This is a genomic window from Vibrio sp. 2-2(8), assembly GCF_963888495.1.
In the GTDB taxonomy this organism is placed as follows: Bacteria; Pseudomonadota; Gammaproteobacteria; order Enterobacterales; family Vibrionaceae; genus Vibrio; species Vibrio anguillarum.
This window is the reverse complement of record NZ_CAWPJM010000011.1, coordinates 375275-401010: the sequence shown is the minus strand read 5'-3', so window position 1 is coordinate 401010 and position 25736 is coordinate 375275. Positions and strand designations below refer to the sequence as shown.

General features: G+C 44.1%; 25 protein-coding genes and 2 tRNA genes. 17 read left to right on the top strand and 10 right to left on the bottom strand.

What is annotated here, in order from left to right; all coding sequences use genetic code 11:
- The first annotated feature begins 46 nt into the window (after positions 1 to 46).
- Entirely contained in the window at positions 47 to 673 is a 627-nt protein-coding gene (upp, locus tag AACV12_RS04710; RefSeq protein WP_026027908.1) for a uracil phosphoribosyltransferase, read from the top strand.
- A 138-nt stretch (positions 674 to 811) separates the two neighbouring features.
- On the opposite strand, the gene rluF is transcribed toward upp, so the two are convergent.
- Together rluF and AACV12_RS04700 are read right to left on the bottom strand one after the other, a co-directional pair.
- Entirely contained in the window at positions 812 to 1789 is a 978-nt protein-coding gene (gene rluF / locus AACV12_RS04705; protein WP_094132453.1) for a 23S rRNA pseudouridine(2604) synthase RluF, read from the bottom strand.
- 390 nt (positions 1790 to 2179) lie between these two features.
- On the bottom strand, positions 2180 to 2320 hold the full coding sequence (locus AACV12_RS04700) for a DUF3149 domain-containing protein (protein ID WP_010319399.1): 141 nt from the start codon (positions 2318 to 2320) through the stop codon (positions 2180 to 2182).
- Positions 2321 to 2595: 275 nt separating this feature from the next.
- Between AACV12_RS04700 and AACV12_RS04695 the strand changes: the two genes are divergently transcribed.
- Both AACV12_RS04695 and AACV12_RS04690 read left to right on the top strand, forming a co-directional pair.
- Positions 2596 to 2672: transfer RNA gene (locus tag AACV12_RS04695), tRNA-Pro, on the top strand.
- 715 nt (positions 2673 to 3387) lie between these two features.
- Positions 3388 to 6039 carry a beta-N-acetylhexosaminidase gene (locus AACV12_RS04690; RefSeq protein ID WP_170899982.1) on the top strand — a complete coding sequence of 884 codons (2652 nt, stop codon included), beginning with the start codon at positions 3388 to 3390 and terminating at the stop codon, positions 6037 to 6039.
- A 66-nt stretch (positions 6040 to 6105) separates the two neighbouring features.
- Here the strand turns inward: AACV12_RS04690 and AACV12_RS04685 are convergent, their stop codons facing one another.
- Both AACV12_RS04685 and AACV12_RS04680 read right to left on the bottom strand, forming a co-directional pair.
- Positions 6106 to 6555, bottom strand: coding sequence for a DUF411 domain-containing protein (locus tag AACV12_RS04685; protein ID WP_017049700.1), 450 nt, complete (start codon positions 6553 to 6555; stop codon positions 6106 to 6108).
- 13 nt (positions 6556 to 6568) lie between these two features.
- Positions 6569 to 9094 (bottom strand): heavy metal translocating P-type ATPase, encoded by a 2526-nt coding sequence (locus AACV12_RS04680; protein ID WP_170899981.1) that lies wholly within the window; start codon positions 9092 to 9094, stop codon positions 6569 to 6571.
- A gap of 238 nt (positions 9095 to 9332) precedes the next feature.
- Here AACV12_RS04680 and gltX point away from each other — a divergent pair, with 238 nt between their 5' ends.
- Entirely contained in the window at positions 9333 to 10760 is a 1428-nt protein-coding gene (gltX, locus tag AACV12_RS04675) for a glutamate--tRNA ligase (protein WP_017047302.1), read from the top strand.
- A 260-nt stretch (positions 10761 to 11020) separates the two neighbouring features.
- Positions 11021 to 12007 (top strand): OmpA family protein, encoded by a 987-nt coding sequence (locus AACV12_RS04670; protein WP_170898768.1) that lies wholly within the window; start codon positions 11021 to 11023, stop codon positions 12005 to 12007.
- A 104-nt stretch (positions 12008 to 12111) separates the two neighbouring features.
- On the opposite strand, the gene AACV12_RS04665 is transcribed toward AACV12_RS04670, so the two are convergent.
- From AACV12_RS04665 to AACV12_RS04655, 3 genes are all read right to left on the bottom strand, one after another.
- Complete coding sequence (locus AACV12_RS04665; protein ID WP_026027396.1) at positions 12112 to 12618, bottom strand: Fe3+-citrate ABC transporter substrate-binding protein; 507 nt, start codon at positions 12616 to 12618, stop codon at positions 12112 to 12114.
- 165 nt (positions 12619 to 12783) lie between these two features.
- Positions 12784 to 12860, bottom strand: a tRNA-Arg gene (locus AACV12_RS04660).
- A gap of 54 nt (positions 12861 to 12914) precedes the next feature.
- Positions 12915 to 14048 carry a flagellar assembly protein FlgT gene (locus AACV12_RS04655; protein ID WP_170899980.1) on the bottom strand — a complete coding sequence of 378 codons (1134 nt, stop codon included), beginning with the start codon at positions 14046 to 14048 and terminating at the stop codon, positions 12915 to 12917.
- Between the two features lie 161 nt (positions 14049 to 14209).
- On the opposite strand from AACV12_RS04655, the gene AACV12_RS04650 reads away from it, so the two are divergent.
- A complete protein-coding gene (locus AACV12_RS04650) occupies positions 14210 to 14845 on the top strand; it encodes a FlgO family outer membrane protein (protein WP_013856244.1) in 636 nt (211 codons plus the stop codon).
- 9 nt (positions 14846 to 14854) lie between these two features.
- Positions 14855 to 15286, top strand: coding sequence for a flagellar assembly lipoprotein FlgP (gene flgP / locus AACV12_RS04645; protein WP_017043110.1), 432 nt, complete (start codon positions 14855 to 14857; stop codon positions 15284 to 15286).
- A gap of 97 nt (positions 15287 to 15383) precedes the next feature.
- Here flgP and AACV12_RS04640 read toward each other — a convergent pair whose 3' ends face one another.
- The 3 genes from AACV12_RS04640 to flgA form a co-directional block, all read right to left on the bottom strand.
- A complete protein-coding gene (locus AACV12_RS04640; protein ID WP_013856246.1) occupies positions 15384 to 15809 on the bottom strand; it encodes a flagella synthesis protein FlgN in 426 nt (141 codons plus the stop codon).
- 31 nt (positions 15810 to 15840) lie between these two features.
- Entirely contained in the window at positions 15841 to 16161 is a 321-nt protein-coding gene (gene flgM / locus AACV12_RS04635; protein WP_013856247.1) for a flagellar biosynthesis anti-sigma factor FlgM, read from the bottom strand.
- 128 nt (positions 16162 to 16289) lie between these two features.
- Positions 16290 to 17036 (bottom strand): flagellar basal body P-ring formation chaperone FlgA, encoded by a 747-nt coding sequence (gene flgA, locus AACV12_RS04630; RefSeq protein WP_013856248.1) that lies wholly within the window; start codon positions 17034 to 17036, stop codon positions 16290 to 16292.
- Positions 17037 to 17113: 77 nt separating this feature from the next.
- Between flgA and AACV12_RS04625 the strand changes: the two genes are divergently transcribed.
- From AACV12_RS04625 to AACV12_RS04580, 10 genes are all read left to right on the top strand, one after another.
- Positions 17114 to 18040 (top strand): chemotaxis protein CheV, encoded by a 927-nt coding sequence (locus AACV12_RS04625; RefSeq protein ID WP_013856249.1) that lies wholly within the window; start codon positions 17114 to 17116, stop codon positions 18038 to 18040.
- 10 nt (positions 18041 to 18050) lie between these two features.
- Positions 18051 to 18878 carry a protein-glutamate O-methyltransferase gene (locus tag AACV12_RS04620; RefSeq protein WP_013856250.1) on the top strand — a complete coding sequence of 276 codons (828 nt, stop codon included), beginning with the start codon at positions 18051 to 18053 and terminating at the stop codon, positions 18876 to 18878.
- 266 nt (positions 18879 to 19144) lie between these two features.
- A complete protein-coding gene (gene flgB, locus AACV12_RS04615) occupies positions 19145 to 19540 on the top strand; it encodes a flagellar basal body rod protein FlgB (RefSeq protein ID WP_013856251.1) in 396 nt (131 codons plus the stop codon).
- A gap of 4 nt (positions 19541 to 19544) precedes the next feature.
- Positions 19545 to 19961, top strand: coding sequence for a flagellar basal body rod protein FlgC (gene flgC, locus AACV12_RS04610; protein WP_010319383.1), 417 nt, complete (start codon positions 19545 to 19547; stop codon positions 19959 to 19961).
- Between the two features lie 16 nt (positions 19962 to 19977).
- The gene (gene flgD / locus AACV12_RS04605; protein ID WP_013856252.1) at positions 19978 to 20685 is read left to right on the top strand and encodes a flagellar hook assembly protein FlgD; all 708 of its coding nucleotides are present in this window, start codon (positions 19978 to 19980) and stop codon (positions 20683 to 20685) included.
- 43 nt (positions 20686 to 20728) lie between these two features.
- A complete protein-coding gene (gene flgE / locus AACV12_RS04600; RefSeq protein WP_088732774.1) occupies positions 20729 to 22033 on the top strand; it encodes a flagellar hook protein FlgE in 1305 nt (434 codons plus the stop codon).
- 198 nt (positions 22034 to 22231) lie between these two features.
- Positions 22232 to 22981 carry a flagellar basal-body rod protein FlgF gene (gene flgF / locus AACV12_RS04595; RefSeq protein ID WP_026027903.1) on the top strand — a complete coding sequence of 250 codons (750 nt, stop codon included), beginning with the start codon at positions 22232 to 22234 and terminating at the stop codon, positions 22979 to 22981.
- A gap of 21 nt (positions 22982 to 23002) precedes the next feature.
- Positions 23003 to 23791: a flagellar basal-body rod protein FlgG gene (flgG, locus tag AACV12_RS04590; RefSeq protein WP_010319379.1), complete on the top strand. Its 789-nt coding sequence runs from the start codon at positions 23003 to 23005 to the stop codon at positions 23789 to 23791.
- A 23-nt stretch (positions 23792 to 23814) separates the two neighbouring features.
- Positions 23815 to 24594, top strand: coding sequence for a flagellar basal body L-ring protein FlgH (gene flgH / locus AACV12_RS04585; protein WP_017045947.1), 780 nt, complete (start codon positions 23815 to 23817; stop codon positions 24592 to 24594).
- A 47-nt stretch (positions 24595 to 24641) separates the two neighbouring features.
- A complete protein-coding gene (locus AACV12_RS04580) occupies positions 24642 to 25733 on the top strand; it encodes a flagellar basal body P-ring protein FlgI (RefSeq protein WP_013856256.1) in 1092 nt (363 codons plus the stop codon).
- Positions 25734 to 25736: the final 3 nt, after the last annotated feature.

Genomic DNA, 25736 nt, shown 5'->3' with positions numbered 1-25736 from the left:
AGTGTGTACAATTCGAAGGTTTGTTTAAATGTCGTCGGAGATGAAAATGAAAGTTGTTGAAGTTAAACACCCTCTAGTTAAGCATAAACTTGGGTTAATGAGGGAAGGGGATATCAGCACTAAGCGTTTTCGTGAGTTAGCTACAGAAGTGGGTAGCCTACTAACTTATGAAGCAACCTCAGACTTTGAAACAGAAAAAGTGACGATTGAAGGCTGGAATGGCCCAGTTGAAATTGATCAAGTCAAAGGTAAAAAAGTAACGGTAGTACCTATTTTGCGTGCTGGTCTTGGCATGATGGACGGCGTTTTGGAGCACATTCCAAGTGCGCGGATTAGTGTTGTTGGCATCTATCGTGATGAAGAAACGCTTGAGCCTGTCCCTTATTTCAACAAACTCGCTTCTAATATTGAGGAGCGAATTGCGCTTGTGGTTGACCCAATGCTGGCAACTGGCGGTTCCATGATTGCGACGATCGATTTGCTCAAGGAGCGCGGCTGTAACCAATTTAAAATTCTCGTTTTAGTTGCAGCGCCTGAAGGCATCGCGGCGTTAGAAAAAGCGCACCCTGATGTTGAGCTCTATACGGCGGCAATTGATGAGAAATTGAATGATAAAGGTTATATCGTTCCTGGTCTTGGCGATGCTGGTGATAAGATTTTTGGTACGAAATAAGCGTTAATTTTATGCTGTCTTAAAGGAGAAACGAAAGTTTCTCCTTTTTTATAGTTGCTTCGGTTTTTTATAGTTGTTTCAGTGATGCGTCATTACGGTCATTTTATTGCTCAACAGAATTAACGCATTGTTCGATGATTATTTTTTAAGACTTAACGTACTGCTTTTTCTGTGGCTATTAGCTGGCGCACCTTGTGATGAATTTGTGGGTCGGCGCGGTGCTCTTTTTGTATTTGGAGCATGGCGAAACTCATCGGCATTGCGTCCTTGGAACGTTTTTGGCTTTTGATTTCTGCGTGCCGTCGAGGTTTGATTTTGCTCACGACTATCAAACAGTTTTGCATCGGTAGCTTTGCGAATACGCTTACCCGTCACATCAAGCTTGGACGCGCCTTCCGTACCGCAAGAACTCTCACACATTGCTAATATTTCAGCGACTTCCTCGTCGCTTAAATAACGCCATTCACCATTCGGGATACCGTCTAGGCTGATGTTCATAATACGAACTCGGCGTAGTTTAAACACTTCGTAACCTAAGGCCTCACACATACGACGAATTTGACGGTTTAACCCTTGTGTTAACACAATTCTAAAGGAGAACTTCGTTTCTTGGGTTACTTTGCAAGGCAGTGTCACCGTATCAAGAATTTCCACACCAGAGGCCATCTTATGTAGAAATTCGTCGGTGATGGGTCTATCTACTCGGACGACGTACTCTTTTTCATGGTTATTACCAGCACGTAATATCTTATTGACTATGTCACCATCGTTAGTCAGAAAGATCAGTCCATCAGATGGTTTGTCTAATCGACCTATCGGGAAAATACGTTTGTGGTGGCCAATAAAATCAACAATGTTACCTGGAATATCGCGCTCTGTTGTGCAGGTGATTCCAGTCGGTTTGTTAAGGGCAATGTATATCGGTTTTTCTTTTGATTTTAATGGATTACCATCAATACACACCTCATCGTTCGGCGTGACTTTAGTGCCCATTTCCGGCAATAGTCCATTGATGGTTACTCGGCCTTGTTCAATTAACTTATCGGCCTCTCGACGAGAACAAAAACCAGTTTCACTGATGTATTTGTTTAAACGGATGGTGGCTTGTTGTGACATAGGTTGCTCTTACGTTTCCCAACGGCGGTGAATAAAAAGAAAGCAACACTCTGAGTGTTGCCTAGTAACGTTGCGATATTTTAGCAGTTAATATTAATTAACCAAGGCGTTTTTAATGACACTCATGGTTTCCAGCCTTTCCCCATCACTTTTCCTCAACAAGATATAGACGGCATTGACGTCTTTATTTATATGCTGAGGGAATGCTTTTATTTGCATGAGAAAATGGAAACTATTTTGAGACAGGTGTTCTTATCGAACCGTTCTTGAGTAGCGAATGATGCCATTCATCAAGAAGATAGAGTTATTAACGCGATAAAAAACCGGAGCAGACAGATAATCCACCCCGGTGCATAGCGTCACACTATTTTTCAATAGGTGCTAAGCGATCTAGTGAGGAGATTTGTCATTCATCACTTTATAAATGAAGAAACCGCCATAAAACAGCATAAGACCAAAAGCACCAAAGATTACTATCATTGAAGATAGTCCCACAGCATTACCAAATAGGAGATCAAGCCAAAAGTCCATGTTTCCTCCAAAGTTTCGAAGACACAGCCAAGTTAAAGTTTGCTCTGTTTGCTGACACTGATCTGGATCAATTATGTTGCATAGGTTAACTTGATGTTTCTATTGGTGTGTAATTAGTCACGTTTTTATGTGTATTTGATGGTGATTTAGCCAATGAGTTTGTTATTTGATGGAAATAAGATTAAAGGCTTGCGTCTTAGTTTTAGATGAGTAATATACGCATCCGTTCTAGGCAAAAAGCTCGGAACTGCTCGCTAAGTGCAGAGCAAAAATTTCGGTGAATAGCGCAGCTTGGTAGCGCATCTGGTTTGGGACCAGAGGGTCGGGGGTTCGAATCCCTCTTCACCGACCATACTTAAAAGCCTCGCAGTAATGCGGGACTTTGTTATATCTGGAAGCGGTGAGTTTTTTCGTTACCAAAGAGAAAAGGGTTCGCCTCTTTCACTATCTGGCTCTTCACCGACCACATTAAAGGCCTCGCAGTAATGCGGGGCTTTGTTGCATTTGGAAGTGGTAAGTTTTCGTTACCAAAGAGAAAGAGGTTCGCCTCTTTCACTATCAGGCTCTTTCACTGTTCACCCTTCTCCGAGCAAATTCAACTATTGAAAATAGCAGTCAATATTCCACGATAATAAATAGCATTAGGATGTGTAAAAAACGTCACTTTAGCGCATTTTGACGTTTGATGAGTCATTACAATTTATGACCTATATCACGATTTAACCTGCCAAATCCCTTTAATGAACTTCTCGCCTTGTAGTGAGTAGTGATCTCTATTCATAAATTCATTTTTGTTATGCATTTTTATGTGATCTTTCTCAAGTTAAACTCGTCAAATAATAAATTACGGTTTTGACGTCAAGTTTAATCTATTGATTTTAAATGGTTTTGTTTTGATTGTATTTTAGAGAATTTGAACTGGATCACTTCGTGTAGCTAATTATTTTACGCTTAGAAATAACTCCTTGTATGGTGAATGCCTTAGGTCACAAGCCTTTATGCTTGTTGCTGTTTTGAGTCCTTTTAACAGGATATTGGGTTTTTATTTTAAAGGTAGGGTGAGTCAAATGTTGAAACCTAGTTTGATTGCTGTTTCGGTTATCGCCACATTATCAGGTTGCTCTTTGTTGCAATCACCAGAGCAGAAAGTAGTCGATGCGCTGGCGGAAAATTTGGATATTCATTACACCGTATTAACCAATCACGGGGCAGATGAAGGATTGGCATGTCAGGCTCTCGAATCAGAATGGGCATCGTGTAATAAAGTGAACATGACCTTGGTTAACCAAGGTGAAGCTGTGAATTCAAAGCAGTGGGCTATCTATTTCCACAGCATTCGACTTATTCTGGATGTTGAAAATGATCAATTCAAAATTACCCGTTTAACGGGTGATTTACATAAGCTTGAACCTACTGATAAATTTGATGGTTTTGCTGCTGGCGAAGAGGTTGTTTTGCCTCTGGTCGCTGAATATTGGCAGTTGTTTGAAACGGACTTTATGCCGCGTGCATTCGTTGCGGCGCCCAATACAGAGCCTAAACTTATTGTATCTCTCAACACAGAGGACACGTCGTCATTTGTGCGTGGGCTTGAGGGTGACAATATCAAACGCACCACCAGCGATAATAATGTGTTTGCCACGGCCATCAGCCGATTTGAGAGAAATAGCGATGTATCACTGCAAGATGTATCAACGGCTCTGTTACCAACGCCTCTAAAAACAACGCTTGGTCAAGGTGTTGTTGACATTACTCGCGGCCTTAAGCTTGATGTGAAGGACTTTGCGACGGATCAGTTTTCAGCATTGCAGGCGCGTGCTAAAACGATTGGGCTGAAGCTTGATGGAGAGTTGGCGGTTGGTGTTGCGATTACACCGAGCGAATTTTCTGACCAGATGGCGACATCGGGTGCTTATGAGTTGGAGATTGCACCGAATGCTATCTCTATTCGTGCATTTGATGAGGCGGGAGCTTTCTACGCCGTTCAATCTATTTTGGGTTTAGTGGATAGCCAGAATGTCACAGCGCTGCCAGTGATCCACATCGAAGATGCTCCACGTTTTGATTACCGTGGTGTGATGGTGGATGTCGCACGTAACTTCCATTCTAAGCAAGCGATTTTGGCCACGTTAGATCAAATGGCGGCTTATAAGATGAATAAATTACATCTTCATTTGACCGATGATGAAGGTTGGCGTTTAGAAATTCCGGGCTTACCTGAATTGACCGACATTGGTGGGCAGCGCTGCTTTGATTTAGATGAGAAAAACTGCTTGCTGCCACAGCTTGGCTCCGGTCCAAATTCTGATAACTTTGGCTCAGGTTATTTTAGTCGAGCCGATTACATTGAAATCCTCAAGCACGCTAAAGCGCGCAATATTGAAGTGATTCCTGAAATTGATATGCCAGCCCATGCTCGCTCTGCGGTTGTTTCAATGGAGGCTCGTTTTGATCGTTTGAGCCAAGAGGGGAAAACCGAACAGGCTAGCCAGTATCGCTTGATGGATCCTCAAGACAGCTCCAATGTTACGACGGTTCAGTTTTATGATAAGCAGAGTTTTATTAACCCTTGTTTAGACTCGTCTAAACGTTTTGTGGACAAGGTGATCACTGAAGTGGCCTTGATGCACATTGAGGCGGGCATGCCTTTATCGACTTGGCATTTTGGTGGCGATGAGGCGAAAAACATCAAATTGGGCGCGGGTTTCCAAGATATTAATGCGACGGAAAAAGTCAGTTGGAAAGGTAACTTAGATCTTTCACAACAAGATAAACCATTTGCGAAATCGCCACAGTGCCAAGCATTAGTCAGCCAAGGAGTAGTAAGTGACTTTGCTCATTTACCGAGTTATTTTGCTGAGCAAGTGTCGGAAATTGTCGCCGATAAAGGGATTGAGAATTTCCAAGCATGGCAAGATGGCTTGAAATACAGCGAGGGAGAATCCTCTTTTGCCACGCGCAATACACGTGTGAACTTTTGGGATGTCCTCTATTGGGGCGGTACAAGCTCTGTTTATGAATGGGCAAAACAAGGTTACGACGTAATTGTTTCTAACCCTGATTATGTCTACATGGATATGCCTTATGAAGCGGATCCTAAAGAGCGCGGTTATTACTGGGCCACCCGTGCGACCGATACGCGCAAAATGTTTGGTTTTGCACCGGAAAATATGCCGCAAAACGCTGAAACTTCATTAGATCGTGATGGTAATGGTTTTGTCGGTAAAGGAGAGGTGACGTCGAAACCATTCTACGGCTTGTCAGCTCAATTGTGGTCAGAAACGGTTCGTAATGATGAGCAGTATGAGTATATGGTTTTCCCTCGAGTGTTGGCTGCCGCTGAACGTGCTTGGCATAAAGCGGAGTGGGAAAACGACTATAAAGTAGGGGTTGAATACTCTCAGCAAACGAACTTAGTCAATAAGTCTGCACTGAATCAAGATTGGACTCGTTTTGCTAATATTGTTGGGCAACGTGAGCTGGCGAAACTGGAAAAAGCTGGCATTGATTATCGCCTGCCAATTCCCGGAGCTAAGATTGAAGCGGGTAAATTGTCGATGAATTCGTCATTCCCAGGCGTTGAGCTGCAATACTCATTAGATGGTCAACAATGGCTTACTTACTCGAGCATCGAACAACCGAAGGTGTCCGGTGAGGTCTGGATCCGTTCTATTTCTGCTTCAGGCGAGCGAGTCAGCCGAGTAACTAGTGTTAAATAACTCGTAGCCATATCAATGCACCCCAATGAAAGCCTCCGCATCTGTCGGAGGCTTTATTACATAAAATCAATTACCTTCGTGGTGAGCAAACTCAAACACCTGACCTTGCTCGTTAAAAGCAAAAACCGAATAGGCTTCTTTCTTATCACCAGATTCCATACCTGGAGAACCGATTGGCATGCCGGGCGCGGCTAACCCTTTGGCATTTTTCGGTGGATTAGCGAGAAAGGCTTGAATGTCTGTGGCTGGAATGTGACCTTCGAAAACATAGCCGTCGATAACGGCTGTATGGCAAGAGGCGAGCTTGGGTGTAATGCCCAATTGTTGTTTTATCGCCGTCATATCTTCTTGCAATTGCTCGTTAACCTTAAATCCTGCTTGTTGCATGTGAGTGGACCACTCAGTACAGCAGCCACAATAAGGGGATTTGTAATTGGTCACCTCGGTCACCGTGGCGAATGCGGAGTAGCTCATAAGAGACAAGGTGCTAAGCATAGCGGCTGTGATCATTTTCATTTTTATCTAACCTCTAAGAGTGAAAAGGGGATTTAAATAGACGTAAGCGGTTAGCGTTGCTCACGACTGTGATTGAGGACAAAGCCATTGCCGCTCCTGCAACTACAGGGCTGAGTAAAAAGCCAAAAGCGGGATAAAGCACGCCAGCGGCAATGGGAATGCCGAAGGTGTTATAAATAAACGCGCCCAATAGGTTCTGCTTCATGTTTTTTACCGTTGCTTTAGAAAGAGCGATAGCATTGACTACGGCAAGCGGTGAGGAGTTGAGCAATGTCATTTGCGCACTCTCTATTGCGACATCACTGCCACTGCCCATTGCGATACCAATATCGGCTTGCGCAAGGGCTGGCGCATCATTAATACCATCACCGACCATGGCGACGATTTGGCCTTTCTCTTGTAACTGCACGATTTTTTGTGCTTTTTGATCCGGAAGTACTTGAGCCATCACTTGCTGTATGCCCAGTTGTTTTGCTATTGCAGTGGCCACGCTTTGGTTATCTCCAGTTAGCATCACGGTACGAATGTTCATTTTGTTCAGTGTGCTGATAGCTTGTGCAGCATTAGGTTTGATTGGATCAGCAATAGCGATGAGACCTTTGAGTTCACCGTTAATGGCAACCGCGACTGGCGTCCAAGCTTGTTCTGCGTAGTGTTCAATGGCCGTTTGTGCTTGAGTAAGAGGAACGCCCAGTGATTCAAGGTGCGATAAAGAGGCAACGACGACGGAATCACCGCCAATATTTGCCATTAGCCCTTTGCCTCTTAGGTTGGTAAATTGCTCGACTTCGGCGCTGGTTGATACCAGCGGTTGCGCATAATGGCAGATAGCCTTGCCAAGAGGATGTTCAGAGCGCAGTTCCAAAGCGTAAACAAGGGTTAACAATTTGCTATCTTCAATTCCCCACGTGACTAAGTTCTGAACGGTTGGCTTGCCTTGAGTGAGCGTACCTGTCTTATCAAATACTACAGTGGTGATTTTGCTTGCCGATTGCAATACATTGGCATCTCTGATCAAAATACCCATTTCAGCGGCTTTGCCAACTCCTACTGTAACCGAGAGTGGAGTAGCTAGACCCAAGGCACAAGGGCAGGCAATGATCAATACTGTTGTCGCAACCACTAGCATATAACTGGCCTTAGGTTCAGGGCCTACAAAGTACCAAATCAGAGCGGAAAACAGGGCAATCATAACCACTGTCGGTACAAAAATAGCGGATATCTGGTCTGCCAGTTTGGCGATGGCTGGTTTACTGCTTTGCGCCTGACGAACCATTTGGATGATGCGCGAGAGCATGGTTTGCGCCCCTACGCCGGTGGCTTCGATGACTAAGCTGCCATCATGATTGATGGTGCCTGCCGCAATGGCATCGCCTGCCACTTTTAGGACGGGGATCGGCTCGCCAGTGAGCATGGATTCATCAACATAAGATTCACCGCTGATGACTTTGCCGTCTATCGGCACTTTTTCTCCCGGTTTTATGCGCAGTTGCATACCAAGTTGTACTAATTCAACTGCAATCTGTTGATCGCCTTGCGCCGTGATGAGTGTTGCTTGTTGTGGCTGCAAGTTAATTAAGGCTTGCAAGGATTGGGTTGTCTTTGCTTTGGCTTTCGCCTCAATGTAGTGGCCCAGTGAAATCAAACCGATAATCATCGCGCTGGCTTCAAAATAAACATGACGCGAGGCGACGGGAAACCAAGTTGGGTAAATCACTACCAACATTGAATAGGCCCAAGCCGCTCCGGTTCCTAGGGCAACTAAGCTATCCATGGTGGCGCGCCTATGGGTTAACGCAAGCCAAGCATGGCTAAAAAAGTGGCGGCCAGCGGTGGCCAATAGGGCTAAGCACACAATGCCGATAACGCCCCAGTATATTTGCTGCTGAGTGGTCACAATCATCATGCTGCCACCAAGAAGGCCCCAGAGCATTAACGGAATACCCATTATTAAACCTAGTAATGCATTGGTTTTATGTTGCTTTTGTAAATCAAGTGATTGCTGTTTTTGTTTTTCTTGTTGTTGGGCAGGGTCATCGACTCGCTCTGCACGGTAGCCTGCATGAGTAATGGCATTGAGCAATTGCCGTTCAAGGTCAGCGATATCCGCTTGCGAGAGCACTAAGGCGCTTTGTTCCGCTAAATTGATTTGCGCTTTTTGTACACCGTTAACGCTTAGAAGTGCTTTTTCCACCGAAGAGACACAGCTTGCGCAAGTCATTCCTTGGATCAGTAAGTGGGTACTAACCAAACCCGTTATTGAGGCTTCTGTCTCTTGTGCGAGTAGCTGTGTATCGCTAACCAAGGTTGTGGGTTGCGATGAGGGCAGAGGATCGCTGTTCGTGCTGAGCAAGGCTTGATAGCCTAAGGATTCGATAGCGGCGATGAGTTCACTTAAAGAGGCCGAAGTGCTCAGTTCGATGAATGTGGGTGACAGCTGGTGGATTTGTACCTCAAATTCTTGCTTGAGATGCTGCTCAAGTTTCTTCGCGCAACCCATGCATTTCAGCCCTGATAAAGGCAATTGAAAGCGTTTCATTGATAAATTCCCCGTAAACCAACTCAATAGCTAGAAGCATAAACCTTACCTTTAGGGTAAGGTCAAGTTCCACTAAAGGAAAGTTAAGCGAATTTTAAGCGTTATTCTTGAGCGCAGAAAAACGAAAGGCAATCGAGGATTGTAGATTTAGCCGTCAGTGGTAAAATGTCGCCACTTTTTATCCTGGTACTTGCAGTGGACATGTTCTCCGCTGTCTTTTTATCCCTAAGGAAATCAAATGACGGTTAAAACTCGTTTTGCTCCTAGCCCGACAGGCTATCTTCACGTTGGTGGTGCGCGTACTGCACTTTACTCTTGGCTTTATGCAAAAAGCCAAGGTGGTGAGTTTGTTTTGCGTATTGAAGACACCGACCTAGAGCGCTCGACGCAAGAAGCCGTAGACGCGATTCTTGAAGGTATGACTTGGCTAGGTTTGAATTGGGATGAAGGCCCATATTTCCAAACTAAACATTTTGATCGTTATAATGAAGTTGTCGATAAGCTGCTTGCTGAAGATAAAGCCTACAAATGTTACGCCTCTAAAGAGCTGTTAGATGAAGTTCGTGCCGAGCAAGAAGCGAACAAAGAGATGCCGCGCTACGATGCTGATCACCCAAAAATCAAAGCGGTTAACGACGCCGCAAAAGAAGGGGATCCGTGTGTTATCCGTTTCCGTAATCCTAAAGAAGGCAGCGTAATTTTTGACGACCAGATCCGCGGTCGTATCGAAATCTCCAACAGCCAGATGGATGATCTGATCATTCGCCGTACCGATGGCTCACCCACCTATAACTTCTGTGTGGTGGTGGATGACTGGGATATGGGGATTACTCATGTCGTTCGTGGCGAAGATCACATCAACAACACACCTCGTCAAATCAACATTTACGAAGCGTTAGGTGCTCCTGTACCTGTGTTTGCGCACTGCGCAATGATCTTAGGTGACGACGGCGCGAAGCTATCTAAACGTCATGGCGCTGTTTCTGTGATGCAGTATCGCGATGAAGGTTATCTGCCTGAAGCACTGAATAACTATTTAGTTCGTCTAGGTTGGTCTCATGGCGACCAAGAAATTTTCTCGCGTGAAGAGATGATTCAGTTCTTCAGTTTAAATGCTATTAGCAAATCGGCATCTGCATTTAATACTGATAAGTTGTTGTGGCTGAACAATCACTACATTAAAACATCAGAGCCTGAATATGTTGCAAAACACCTTGAATGGCACTTTGAGCAACAAGGCATAAGTAAAGACAACGGCCCAGCATTAGCTGAGATCGTTAAACTGGTTGGTGAACGCTGCAATACCTTGGTTGAACTTGCTGCTCAATCTCGTTACTTCTTTGAAGATTTTGCTGAGTTTGATGCTGATGCGGCGAAAAAACACTTGCGCGGTGTGGCGAAAGAGCCGCTAGCACTTGCTTTAAGCAAATTAGAAGCATTGAGTGACTGGACAACGGAAAACCTGCACGCTGTCATCGCTCAAGTGTGTGAAGAGCTTGAAATCGGTATGGGTAAAATAGGCATGCCGCTGCGCGTTGCTGTCACTGGCGGTGGTCAATCGCCATCGGTTGATGCTGTTATGCAACTGATCGGCAAAGAGCGTGTCATTGCTCGTATCAATATGGCATTGGCCTTTATTGTTGAGCGTGAAGCGAACGCTCAATAAGTCAATCATACGAACAACGCTTTGAACCGCAGCTTATGCTGCGGTTTTTCTTTATATCGGCTTTGTTAAATCCTTTGGTGTAGAGCACTGACAATATTTCACAAAACGATGACAGAGAATAAACTAATGCGCTATTTAAGCTTTCTTTACATACAGTATAGTGGTTCCGAGTTATGTAGGTATGTGTGTAGGCGAAAAGTAAACCGTTTTTTGGGTACCGCAACCGCATTATGATAACGATAAATAGGAAAGGAAAAAGTATGAAAAAGTTAGCAGCAGCAGTTTCAATGGCGCTTGTTTTTGCATCTTCTGCCGCAATGGCTGAAGTATACGTAGGTGCTAAAGTTGGTAAATCTTGGCTTGATGACGCTTGTCGTGCTGGAGATGTGTGTGAAGATGAATCTTCTACCGTCGGTGCTTACCTTGGTTACCAAGCGTTTAATTGGCTTTCATTAGAGGCAGGTTACGACTACTTGGGCAAATTTAGTGGTGCGGGGCTGAATGATGAAAAAGTAACGGCCATTACACTCGCACCGAAAGTCAGCCTTCCTTTGACTGATGCCATTGCCTTATATGCTAAAGTCGGCGGTGCTTATGTTGATTATGGCAATAAAGATGATTACTCATATTTAGGTGCCGCTGGTATTGAGTTCAACACCGATAATAACGTCACTTTACGCTTGGAATATCAAAGCCTCACCGATATTAATAACGATCTTGTCCGAGCGGCAGGTAACTCGGCTACCTTAGGTGTTTCGTATAAATTTGGTGGAAGTAAAGCAGAACCTGCGCCAGTCATCGTGCAAGAGGTGTTTGTTGAAGAAGTTGTACAGCCAGTGGTTGAGCCAGTCGTTATTCCCCAAGAACCTGAAACGGTTGTTAAGCATGTGCCATTTCAACGTTTGGACAGCAGTAGCTTTGCCCATAACAGTACTAAGCTAACAGCAGAGAGTACTAACCAGCTCGATAAACTAGTGAAATATTTGCAAGCTTACCCACAAGCCGATGCTGAAATTATTGGTCATACTGACTCAACTGGCGCTGCGGCTTACAACCAGAAACTATCAGAAAAACGCGCACAAGTTGTTGCTGATGTTGTGATTGCTAAAGGTGTGGATGCGAACCGTCTTACCGTAAAAGGTGAAGGGGAAAATAGCCCAATCGCATCGAATGATACAGTCGAAGGTCGAAAGCAAAACCGTCGTGTTGATATCGTTATTCCAAGCTTTGATTATGAAGTGAAATAATAACGCTTAAGTATGAGAAAATAGAGAAAGCCCGTGAAAAACGCGGGCTTTCTTCTTGTAAAACAATGGATTTGAGCCTCTAACCGCTCCGGTATCACGCCACGTTATTTCAAATCAATACTATTCAATCGGCCCATGTAGATAAGAATATCCAAGTCTTCTTTATAAGCCTCTAATAGCGCCTTTTTCGTCTTGGTATAAGCGGCAAGCTTGCCATGCTTGTTGATCGAACAAACGACGCTTTGAAATATACAGTTACCTTTTTCATCATAGTGTCTCCAAGCCGCGATATAACAAGGATCCCGAGCTTCCGGGTTATCGAGCGTTGGTCTGGGTTTGTATATAATTTTAGGTTCTAAACTGTGTGGTAGGCGAGTCATCAAATAGGGATCTTTGAGCAGACGACGCCAATGTTTGCCCCACATCTCTGAACCTAATTCATTACGCAGCTTTATCGCCTTTTTAAGCCCTTTTTTCTCACCAATACGGATATAGCCGACAGAACGGTGCAGCACCGTATCATCCGGCGTATGGATATGAATTTTATAGGCGGTCTTTGCTTTAGAGATAAAGCGGTGACCAGTATTCGTGATTAGATTGCTCTTTTTCATGATCTTATCTATCGATAAATCTGTTAATACTAATTCTAGATTATTTGACATAGAACTTACAGTAATCACTGTATATGAATAGTAGTGGCTCAAATCAATATTAGGTCAATTTTTCGTCAGAAAAAAAAGCCTCAATACCGGTTGGGTGTTGAGGCTTTATCAAAATGGCGCTCCCGACAGGAGTCGAACCTGTGGCCTGCCCCTTAGGAGGGGGCCGCTCTATCCTACTGAGCTACGGGAGCAAGGTGGGCTAGTTTACTCAATAATTTTGTGAAGTTAACTAGTTAAAACGAAAATTAAAGCTGTTTGTGCATAACATCGCCAATTTGTATGCTAGAGGCGAGATTTTCTTGATCAACACTCAGCTCTGCTTCGTTTTCATAGACGCGAGTAACCGTAAGGGTAATATCACTTTGAGTCACTTTATTTCGTGGTAGCCCTTTCTGATCAATGAATGAACCTGTATGCCACAACTGCAATTGGTCACCGGTTTTAACGCCATGCACACGTCCTAAATCTATCGTGATGGTATTACCATATTTAGCCACAACCTCGGGGAGAGTTATTTTACATGAAAGCTCCGATTCAAGATCGAGCATGATATTTCGGCTGACACGCAGCATCATGCTGCCAAAGGTTGAAGACCAAAAACGTGCACTGCGCGTATCTATCTGACTGGTTTTGGCGAAGGGCCATTTAGCGACTTCTCTATAATGTCTAGTCATGACTTCTTGGCCTGTTTTGCCATCAAACACTTGGATTTGCATAGCAAATTGACGGTTAATCACATCATCGGCGAGTGATTTTTGCTCTATCGTGGCAGTTAAATCGGTGATGGTTCCCCCCAAAATGTACTGTGCCCCCGTGTCCTCTGCAATCATGGTTAAGCGTTCTGGGTGCTGTTTTTCAATTGCATAATCTGTGGTGCCAACCGACACAAAACTGCGAGATTCTTGATCGAGTTGACGGTTGAGTACCTGTGCAAAATCATCTCCCACACTGTAAATTTGCCCCATAACCGCCTGTTGTGGCGATGCAAGATCAATGTTACCCACTAAAAACGTTTTCTTATATTGGCTAACGTGGCAACCTGTTGCCGAAGGATAAATATCAATTCGAGCTTTAACATACATCACTCCCCGACGTGTTTTATTCTCTTCGACTAACACATAGCGTACTTCATGGTTAGTAAACTGGTACTCTTTACGGTCTGATTCCAGCAGTGGTCGCAAGTTACTGATACTACCGATGTCTGCCCCGGCAAAGTTTACCGCCTTATAGATGGCATCTTCCAATGCATTGAGGCGAGCGACTTCCTCTGAGGAAACAATGGCTGACGATCCGGTCACTTCATACCAAGCAGCATTAACGGCCTGAGAAAAGGTAATGGTGCAACATATTGAAAATAAAACAGAAATAATTTTTTTCATTGTTATTTACCAGTTGGGTATAAATTTTGCTTTTAAAATCTTAGCTGATGTAGGCAGTGCGTTTTGAAAGTGTAACAAGTTTTGAAAAGCAAAGAGTGTTCCAAGTTTTTTAATCTGAAGTTTGGAATCAAGATTGCCTCAGTATATCTGGAGATAAGAGAATGAAAAAATGGCTTTCGATAGTGCCAGCAGTTTTGTTAACTGCTTGTGCCTACGCCCCGATTTATAACGGTAAAGAGCCATACAATGGTTCACAGTTTATGCTAATGGAGAGCCCACGTCACACGTTGGACTTCTTTGTTGAAAGCATGACAGAAGATTTGATGGTGTCCAATACTAGTGTTTCTGCTCGCACTCCTATTGCTGTAACATCGTTTGTGGACCTGCAAAGTATGGATGCGACTAACTGGTTGGGTAACTCGGTTTCTGAAGGATTTATTCATCAGTTTCAGCGTCGAGGATTTAAAGTGGTTGATTTCAAAACCACAGGCTCGATTCAGGTAACGCAGCAAGGTGATTTTGCTTTCAGTCGTGACTGGAAAGACCTCGCTCAAGAGCAGGAAATCCAATACATACTGACAGGCACAATGCTTCGTCAAGAAGGCGGTGTATTAGTCAATGCTCGTGTTGTGGGAATGCAGTCTCGTGTTGTGGTTGCTACCGCACAAGGCTTTTTACCTGCTGATCGTATTGGTCGTGATCTTGATACGCTCAACAGTATCCGTACACAAGATGGTGTGTTAATTCGCTCTGACCCTACGATTAAGCAGCCGTATACTGTTATCTTGCGTCCATAGGAGAAACCAATGAAAAAATGGCTATTACTTCTAGTGACTATCATGATGGTGGGTTGCCAGCCATTGCAAACCATGCGCGCTGATGAATGGTTGACGGCGGTAGGTTATGCCAATATCAGTGAGCAAACTGGGCGTAGTGTGGATGAAAAGCAAGTCCGTGCAATGCGTGCCTCTAAAATCGATGCTTATCGCGAACTGGCAGAGCAAGTCTATGGAATGCGAGTGAGTGGTCGTGCTGAACTACAAGATCAGCGATTGGGCACAGAGCTGACGTCGGGAGCGGTTGATGGTGTTATCCGCGGAGCAGAAGTGGTCCGCAGTTATAAGGTGGGTGACAGTTATGTCACTGAGTTACGTCTCGATATCCGTAAGATGGATAAACTGCGTGACTACGGCGAAGTTCAGCAAGTACCAGAAAAACGTCAACAAACACTCTTCTAAATCTTCCTTCTCTCCAGATCGAAAAAGCGGCAAAGTTTGCCGCTTTTCTGTTTAATTCGTTTCAGCTTAAAAGTTTAGTAGCTCAGCTGCATGTTGATTACGCTTTAATATTGGTCCCTAAAGTGGACACAGTGTGGGTTTGCCCACCAGCGTTATACGTCATGCCAATTTTTCCGTGGCTTTGCTGCATCAAATTATTGAGTTTATTAAAACTGAGTTGTGCACGTTGTAGCGCTTCACCATTAACAAGGTTTGCTTGCTGGCAATCGTGAACAATGGAACGAATCTGATCAACGATTTGCGACAGGAGTACATCTTCAGCCAGGCTCACGACATGGGGATGTTTCGCAATTCGGAGGTCAGTTTGTTGAAGTTGTCCAACTAAGGTCATCTTTTGTTTGGCAATAGCTTCGATTTCACTTGATGAACGGCTCGTAATTGCTAATTTTTCTTGTTCAAGTAGCGAAGAGAGTTCTAGTGCATTTTTCAATTGGAAATCGACTAAGTCTTTTAATACAGCCATTGTATGTTGCCTTAATTAGTCAAAAGTAGGGCTAGTTAAAACCACCCAACTCTTTTTCAAATTTAATCATATTATCAGCCAACTTTTCTGGGTCGACTCTATATGAGCCATTGGCTATCGCATCTTTAATTGCAGCGACTTTGGCACTATCAAAACTTGGCTGAGATACCATTTGGTTGTGCATTTCACCAATGGCCTTACCTTGGGTACTAAGTGATACCGCATCTTGATTTTGAGGTGAACGAGTGACCGAGCCGGATGTCGATGGAGATGCATTCGATTCAGTACGAGCATTACTACGATTTGTCGTCGTTAATGTTTGCCCCGAACGTATGTTATCAATACCTGCCATATGTGAGCCTTATTAATAATAATGGAAACCTGTACAGTCAATATCGACGGTGCTTGTGATTACTTTAGCTTTTTTTTCTGTTTCACTTTCTTAACAACGTAAACACATTTAGAAGTGTAATGAAAGCGTTAAAATTGAACCGTGACTTCGCCAATACCGGTTACTTGTGCATCTATTATACGGTTTGATTTATCATTTTTCACTTTTATCTGCTCACCAAAAATACCATCACTTAAAGCGGTTCCTTTGGTTGTGATGATCATTCCCTGCTTGACTGCTTGAATCATAACGTTTTCATTACGACATACGACGCATATATCATCTTGCTCAACGACATCGCCAATACGCATGTTTTTTTTCACTTTAGCTCCGACGATACGATTTATATCGGAAAAACCTTGTCGTCTAAAGCGGTGTAAGTCTACCATTGTAATCAAGACATCTTGCTGCGTAATTTGCTGTCCACGAGAAATGGGTACGGCAACGGTGACAAGTGGCAGTGAAATGGTCAGTCTTACAGGAACATAAATTTTCCAGTTATCTTCAATGCATTCAACCAGAACTGTGATATTACTTGCAGAACCATTACTGGATGAGGAAGAGGTCGATAACGGTGTGGGGCAGTCGGTGGCATAAATTCGGTCATCAACATTTGCCGCTTTTACGTTTAACTCCCCGCTGGGAGGCCACTCAATTGTTTCTAAAACATGTTGTTCCGCAGCTTGTTGAATGGCTTCAACTTGCGGCAAAGTGGCAGAATGAAGAGAAAAATTAAAGAAAAACAATAAAAAGCCGATAGAGAGATAAAAATTTCTATAGAAAGCTCTACACTTAGTTATGGAAAGTAGATGTAAACATATTTTTGTATGCATCATTCTGTTTCTCTGGTTTCTTCATAGCCTGTAGTAGACTACCACTTTTTTGCATAAAAGTTTGAGATGGAGATGAGCTTATGACGGGTATTCTTGATTCTGTGAATCAGCGTACGCAACTCGTTGGTCAAAACCGATTAGAACTCTTAACGTTTCGTCTAATGGGACGGCAACGTTATGGTATCAACGTATTTAAAGTTAAAGAGGTGCTCCAGTGCCCTAAGTTAACTTTGATGCCCAATTTACATCGCCTAGTCAAAGGTGTTGCTCATATTCGTGGTCAAACCGTTTCTGTCATTGATTTGAGTTTGGCCGTGGGTGGACGTCCCACCGCGGACCTTGATAAGTGTTTTGTGGTCATTGCTGAATTCAACCGATCTATCCAAGCTTTCTTGGTCAGCTCGGTGGATCGAATTGTAAACATGCACTGGGAAGCCATTCTTCCTCCACCAGATGGCTCAGGCAAAGATAACTACTTAACCGCAGTCACCAATATTGATAACGAATTGGTAGAAATTCTCGATGTAGAGAAAATTTTGGCAGAGATTTCTCCGGTTAATGAGACAATGGATTCATCTATTGGTGAATCGATCGCCCAAGTAGAAACAGAAAAAGAGATCATTCGTCGAATTTTAATTGCCGATGACTCAACCGTTGCGCGTAAACAGGTTCAAAGAGCAGTAGAATCGATAGGTTTTGAAGTCGTTGCTGTTAAAGATGGTAAAGAGGCGTATGAAAAATTGATCGAGATGGCAGCAGAAGGGCCAATTTACAATCAAATATCTTTAGTGATCTCTGATATTGAAATGCCTGAAATGGACGGCTATACATTAACAGCAGAGATACGTAGAAATTCAGATTTGAAAGATCTATACGTTATTCTTCACTCTTCACTGAGCGGCGTTTTTAACCAAGCCATGGTTGAGCGAGTGGGTGCAAACTCATTCATTGCTAAATTCAACCCTGATGAGCTTGGGAATGCGGTGAAAGCTGCACTAGTTAACTAAAGAGAAATTAATGACTGCTATAACTATAAGCGATCAAGAATATCGCGATTTCAGCCGTTTTTTGGAATCTCAGTGCGGGATTGTACTTGGAGATAGCAAACAGTACTTAGTGAGAAGTCGCTTAAGTCCACTGGTTGCTAAATTCAAGTTAACCTCTCTTTCTGACTTGTTACGTGATGTGGTTACGGGGCGAAACCGTGAGCTACGAGTTGCAGCGGTCGATGCCATGACCACCAACGAAACACTGTGGTTCCGTGATGCTTACCCATTCACCGTTTTAGCGGAACGTCTATTACCCGAGGTCGCTGCAAATAAACGCCCTATAAAAATTTGGTCAGCGGCAAGCTCTTCAGGTCAAGAGCCTTACTCAATGGCGATGACGGTGCTCGAAACTCAACAGCGCAAGCCGGGTATGTTGCCGAGCGTAGCCATCACCGCGACGGATATTTCTGCCAGCATGCTGGATATGTGTAAAGCGGGGATTTATGACAATTTAGCACTTGGCAGAGGGTTATCACCGGAGCGTCGTAAAATCTTTTTTGAGGATGCTGGTGATGGCCGAATGAAAATCAAAGATAACGTTAAGCGTTTAGTTAACTTCCGTCCTCAGAACTTAATGGAGAGCTATGCCTTATTGGGTAAATTCGATATTATTTTCTGTCGTAACGTTTTGATTTATTTCTCACCTGATATGAAGTCGAAAGTATTAAATCAAATGGCTAGTAGCTTAAACCCCGGTGGCTACTTATTGCTCGGCGCATCGGAGTCACTGACAGGATTGACCGATAAGTTTGAAATGGTTCGTTGTAACCCTGGCATCATTTATAAACTCAAATAGCCACATTCTTACGTTGAGTTACTTGCTTACGTTTAGTTACTTGCCCAGCTTTTGCTGGGCTTTTTCTTTCCCCTAATTTCGTTTTGATTGGTGAGATTTACTGAAGTTGTGGGCGACAAGTGGATAAAGCGGCGTATATTTTGCTTACATTTCGACGGATTCTTATTTAGATAAAATTGTTTTAAACACGGTTCGTTTTTTTAAGTTGGTACGTTAATTGCTTTTAATATGAGTAGTAACAGTCAGTTTTTAGTGTAGAGGCAAACATGGCTATTTCTTTTGATAACGCATTAGGTATTCACCAACACACGGTTGGTGTACGTGAGCGCAATGCTGAGGTGATTTCCACCAATATTGCACAGGCGAACACACCGGGCTTTAAAGCAAAAGGAATGGACTTTCAAAAAGCATTGCAGGCGGCAAGTTCAGGGGCAAGCATTGGTCTTAGCCGTACGGATGGTCGGCATATATCTGCCTCCACGAAAGTAACTGGCGAGAGTCTCTATCGAATTCCGACTCAACCTGATACGGGTGATGGCAACACGGTGGACGTAGATTTAGAGCGTAACTTGTTTATGCAAAACCAGATCAGACACCAAGCCTCACTGGACTTCTTAGGAAGTAAATTCAAGAACTTAACGAAAGCAATCAAAGGGGAATAAGTAGATGAGCTTATTTAATGTGTTCAATGTGACTGGTTCTGCAATGAGTGCTGAATCTGTTCGTCTAAATACGACCTCAAGTAACTTAGCCAATGCGGATAGTGTGAGTAGTTCGGCGAAAGATACTTACAAAGCGCGTCACGCGGTGTTTGGTGCAGAGTTAAGTAAAGCGCGTTATAACCGTGATCATAATGTACCTGTAAAAGTATTAGGTATTGTTGAAAGCGATAAACCACTTAACGCAGAATATAACCCAGATCACCCACTTGCCAACGATGAAGGCTATATTTACAAGCCTAATGTCAATGTGATGGAAGAGATGGCTAACATGATTTCGGCTTCTCGTTCTTATCAAACGAACGTGCAGGTGGCTGATGCAAGTAAACAAATGCTGCTGCGCACGCTGCAGATGGGTCAATAGGATAAGGAGGTAGCGTATGGCCGGAATAAATAACATTGGTCAAAGCGGCTTGTCTTATATTGACCAGCTGAAAAGTCTTCAAGACCAAAAGAAAACAGAAGAGACAACGGGGAAGCAAGATCTTAAACAAGAAGACTTCCTATCGTTACTCACCAAACAACTGGCTCAGCAAGATCCTTTTAAACCGGTCAGTAATGACCAGATGATCGCCCAAATGGCGTCATTTGCCACAGTTGATGGTATCGGCAAAATGAACACTCAGTTTGAGAGTCTCAACTCGTCGATGACATCCAACCAAGCTCTACAGGCTTCATCACTGGTTGGCCGTGATGTGTTAGTACCGGGAGCGGCAGGGATCAAAAAAGAGGGTGCTGGGATGGCTGCGATGGTCAAACTTCCTCAAAGTTTAGAGAACTTGTTTGTCCGGATAGAGAATGAAGCTGGACAATTGGTTCGTACCTTTGATGTCGGGGCTAAATCAGCCGGTGATAATCGCGTTGAATGGGACGGTAACGATCAAAACGGTAATCCATTGCCGGGCGGCAAATACCAAGTGAAAGCTTCGGGTTTGCTCGATGGAGAAAGCAAGGAGTTTGCGGTATCGACTTACGCAAACGTCAATAGCGTTCTGCTGGGTAAAGGTGATGGTAACGTACTGCTCAATCTGGCTGGATTTACATCGCCAGTTAAACTTGCTGAAGTACTAGAAGTTGGCAAAGCGTAACTCTTTATAGAGTAGATATGCTAGCTAGATAGGAGATTTTGGAATGTCGTATATATCATTAAGCGGTTTATCCGCAGCTCAGTTAGATCTGAACACCACCAGTAACAACATTGCTAACGCGAATACCTTTGGTTTTAAAGAGTCGCGTGCTGAGTTTGGTGATGTTTACTCAACCTCATTGTTTACCAACTCCAAAACGACTCCTGGTCAAGGTGTTCAGGCGAACAAAGTGGCACAACAATTTCACGAAGGTTCCAGTATTTATACTAATAACCCGATGGACTTGCGCGTTGCGGGAACGGGGTTCTTTGCGGTTGCGAAAGATAAGCTGACGCCTCAACAAAATGAGTTGACCAGAAATGGTGCTTTCCACCTCGATAAAAATGATTACATGGTAACGTCAAATGACGAGTTTTTGCTTGGCTATGATGTTAACCCTGATACTGGTGATGTTCTTTCGTATGAGCCAAAACCTATCAATATTCCTGCTCAGTTTGGTAAACCTAAACAGACAGCCAATGTTGAACTTGGCGCGAACTTGCCAGCTAATGGCAAGTTAAAAGACCCAACCTTGTTTGATATTACTGATCCTGAGACGTACAACCGTACCACCTCATCGACAGTCTACGATTCGATGGGTCAGCCTTATAAGTTGACATCCTATTACCTCAAAGATCAGACGCAAGCTAACACATGGCAAACCTATTACACCGTGACGGATAAAACTGGTGAAAAACCAATCAATGTAGTTGGTGGTGATGCTACTACGCCGACGGGTCATATTGGGCATACCATGAAGTTTAATAATGATGGTACGCTAGCTAGCATGAATAATGGTCAGCAAATTGTAACCGAGCCTTTAGGTTTGGGGGCAAACCCAGTTGAACTCAACGGTGCTGATGCCAACCAAACATTGTCGTTCAGTCTCGATTCGGCTACGCAATTTGCCGCTCCATTTGAGTTGACTAAATTTGTACAAGATGGCGCAACCACGGGCTTTTTGACGAAGATCGATTTCGATGAAAATGGCAGTGTGCTAGCCACTTACTCAAATGGTCAAAATACCATTCTAGGACGTGTGGGGCTTGTCCGCGTAGCCAATGAACAAGGCTTAGATAAAAAAGGCGGTACGCAGTGGGATTCGACTCAATTCTCAGGTGATAAAATTTGGGGTGAATCAAACAAAGGCTCATTTGGTACCATCAGCAATGGTGTTATTGAACAATCCAACATTGATATGACTCAAGAGCTGGTGGATCTTATCTCTGCTCAGCGCAACTTCCAAGCGAACTCGCGTGCGCTTGAAGTTCACAACCAGCTACAACAAAACATACTGCAGATCCGTTAATTCTTTTAACGTCATCCAATGGCAATACCAAGTTAGCGGCAATGTTAGCTTGGTATTGTTGCCATCTGTTCGCGGCAATCTTCGTTATATCCTCCCTATTTTTTGTGCAATTACATTTAACCTATTGATTTTTAATTTAAATATAAGTTGGCACGTCAATTGCTTTTAATGATCGAACGATGATTATTGGAGCAGATTATGGATCGCGCACTGTTTCTCGCCATGAGTGGCGCAAAGCAAAACATGCAAGCCATGCAATTAAGAGCGAACAATTTAGCAAACGTCAGTACCACGGGGTTCCGTGCTGATTTGGCGCAAGCTCGCTCAATGCAAGCTTATGGCGAAGGGTTACCGAGCCGCGTGTTTAGCATGACAGAACGTCCGGGACATAATTTTGCGCAAGGCAGTGTCATTACCACAGGGCGCGATCTCGATATCACCATTCAAGGTGACGGTTGGATTTCCATGATGGATAAAACCGGCAAAGAGGGGTTAACCCGCAGTGGCAACCTAAGCATTGACCAAAATGGCATGCTCATAAATGGTAGCGGCCATCTAGTGCTAGATGGAACGGGCGCGCCAATCACTCTACCTATTCCATTGAGTAAAGTAGAAATCGGTAATGACGGTACTATTTCCGTTCGTCCGCAAGGCGCTCCAGCCGATGCGATGGAAGTGGTAGGTCGAATTAAACTGGTTCGCCCCAATAATCAATCCCTATACAAAGATACGAATGGTTTATTCCGTGCTAAAGATCCTAATGCAGCATTCGAAGCAGATGCTAGCGTAAAGCTATTAAAAGGTGCGCTGGAAGGCAGTAATGTCAATGCGGTGGGTGAGATGACTAGCTTGATTGAGCTACAACGTCAGTTTGAAATGCAAGTCAAAATGATGAGCACCGCAGAAGAGATGGACAAATCGTCCGATTCATTGCTTCGTATGAGCTGATAAGCGTTAAAGGAGATTACTATGCAACCTGCATTATGGGTAAGTAAAACCGGGCTTGATGCCCAACAAACCAATATTGCCACTATCTCAAACAACCTAGCGAACGCCTCGACTATTGGTTTTAAAAAGGGTCGTGCGGTATTTGAAGATCTGTTTTATCAAAATATTAATCAACCGGGCGGTCAATCTTCGCAAAATACCAAACTGCCAAGCGGTTTGATGCTTGGTGCGGGTTCTAAAGTCGTGGCAACACAAAAAGTGCATACCCACGGCAACGTACAAACCACGACCAATAGCCTCGATATGATGATTGAAGGTGACGGCTTTTTCCAAATCCTGATGCCAGATGGCAATATCGCTTATAGCCGAAATGGTCAATTTACCCTCAACGACGAAGGGGCAATTGTGACTTCCGGTGCTGGATATAATTTAGAGCCGGAAATTGTTATTCCACCTGATGCAATCTCTATTACTGTCGGTAATGATGGTGAAGTGTCAGTTAGGCTTCGTGGCCAGCAAAATAACCAAGTGGTTGGACAAATTACCACGGTTGATTTTATCAACCCAGGCGGTCTAGAGCCGATTGGTCAAAACTTGTATCTACCGACCGGTGCTAGTGGTGATCCACAAGAAGGGGTGCCAGGGCTTGACGGCCTCGGTGATGTTCGTCAATCCATGCTTGAAACCTCTAACGTGAACGTCACAGAAGAGTTGGTCAACATGATTGAAGCGCAACGCGTTTACGAAATGAACTCAAAAGTCATCTCAGCAGTCGATAAGATGATGAGTTTTGTGAACCAACAACTCTAATCATTAACTAAGAGAATGCTGCGATGAAACGTCTATTGAGTCTTGTATTGGTTACTGCTTTGTCTGGTTGCTCGTTAATGCCGCCACCGGTCGATACTCCTGAAGTGGTTCAAGGTACAACCGTGGTGGACGCGGTTGAAGGGGATAAGTCTGCAGAAGAAGGTTCTGGTTTACTGGACTCAATGCGTAAGCGTTCCGATCCCGTAGCCGGTGATCCTGCTTGGGCCCCTATCCACCCAAAACAGAAACCGGAACATTATGCCGCGGAAACTGGTTCACTGTTTAATTTGGCACAAATGAACAGTCTTTATGATGATTCAAAACCGCGTGGCATTGGCGATATTATTACCGTCAATCTTGATGAAAGTACTAAAGCGGCCAAGAGTGCTGATGCGGATCTATCCAAATCCAATGATGCGTCTATGGATCCACTCGCTGTCGGCGGTAAAGATCTCACTGTGGGTGATTACAATTTCTCTTATGCGTTGAAAAATGACAACAAGTTCAATGGCAGTTCTGCAGCCAACCAAAGTAACAGTATTTCTGGTTCGATCACGGTTGAAGTGATTGAAGTACTCGCCAACGGCAACTTAGTCATCCGTGGTGAAAAATGGCTCACACTGAACACTGGCGATGAATACATTCGCTTAAGCGGTACCATTCGTCCCGATGATATCGACTTTGACAACACCATTGCTTCTACTCGTATTTCTAATGCACGCATCCAATATTCAGGTACAGGCACCAATCAAGATATGCAAGAACCTGGATTCTTGGCACGATTCTTTAATGTCTCTCTGTAACGCCGGAGTTCTGGCGTAAAGAAACGTAGAAATTAAGGTACTAGACCATGAAAAAATTCACCCTGCTTGTTTTAAGTCTGTTGCTCATCGCAACCCATGCACAAGCGGCCCGTATCAAAGATGTCTCTCAAGTTGCGGGCGTGCGGAGTAACCAATTAGTGGGTTATGGTCTAGTCACTGGGCTACCGGGAACGGGTGAATCGACACCGTTCACCGACCAAAGTTTTAACGCCATGTTGCAAAATTTCGGCATTCAATTGCCGCCGGGCACTAAACCGAAAACAAAGAACGTTGCCGCCGTGATTGTCACGGCCGAATTGCCGGCGTTTTCCAAGCAAGGTCAAAGTGTCGATGTCACCGTTTCTTCTATCGGCTCTGCTAAAAGTTTACGTGGCGGCACTCTAATGCAAACCTTCCTTAAGGGGTTAGATGGTCAAATTTACGCTGTGGCCCAAGGTAATTTAGTGGTCAGTGGTTTTAGTGCCACCGGTGCTGATGGTTCTAAAATTGTCGGCAATAACCCAACGGTTGGCCTGATTTCAGGCGGCGCTATGGTGGAACGCGAAGTGCCAACACCTTTTAGCCGTGGCGATTTTATCACCTTCAATTTGCTTGAATCTGACTTCACCACGGCGCAACGTATGGCAGATGCAGTGAATAACTTCCTAGGCCCAGAGATGGCGACCGCGGTTGATGCAACGTCAGTACGTATCCGTGCACCGCGAGATGTAGGGCAGCGCGTCGCGTTTCTTTCTGCAATCGAAAATGTTGAGTTTGATCCAGCGGATGGCTCAGCCAAAATTATCGTTAATTCACGAACGGGAACTATTGTTGTCGGCCAGCATGTGCGCTTAAAACCTGCTGCGGTGACGCACGGTGGTATGACTGTTGCCATTAAAGAGAATTTGAATGTCAGTCAGCCCAATGCGTTAGCGGGTGGTCAGACAGCTGTGGTGCCTAATAGCCAAATAGAAGTGTCTGAAGCACAAGGTAAAATGTTTAAATTTGAACCGGGTTTGACCTTGGATGATTTAGTGCGCGCGGTCAACGAAGTGGGAGCAGCTCCTTCAGATTTGATGGCGATTTTGCAAGCATTGAAACAAGCTGGCGCGATTGAAGGCCAACTGATCATTATCTAGGAG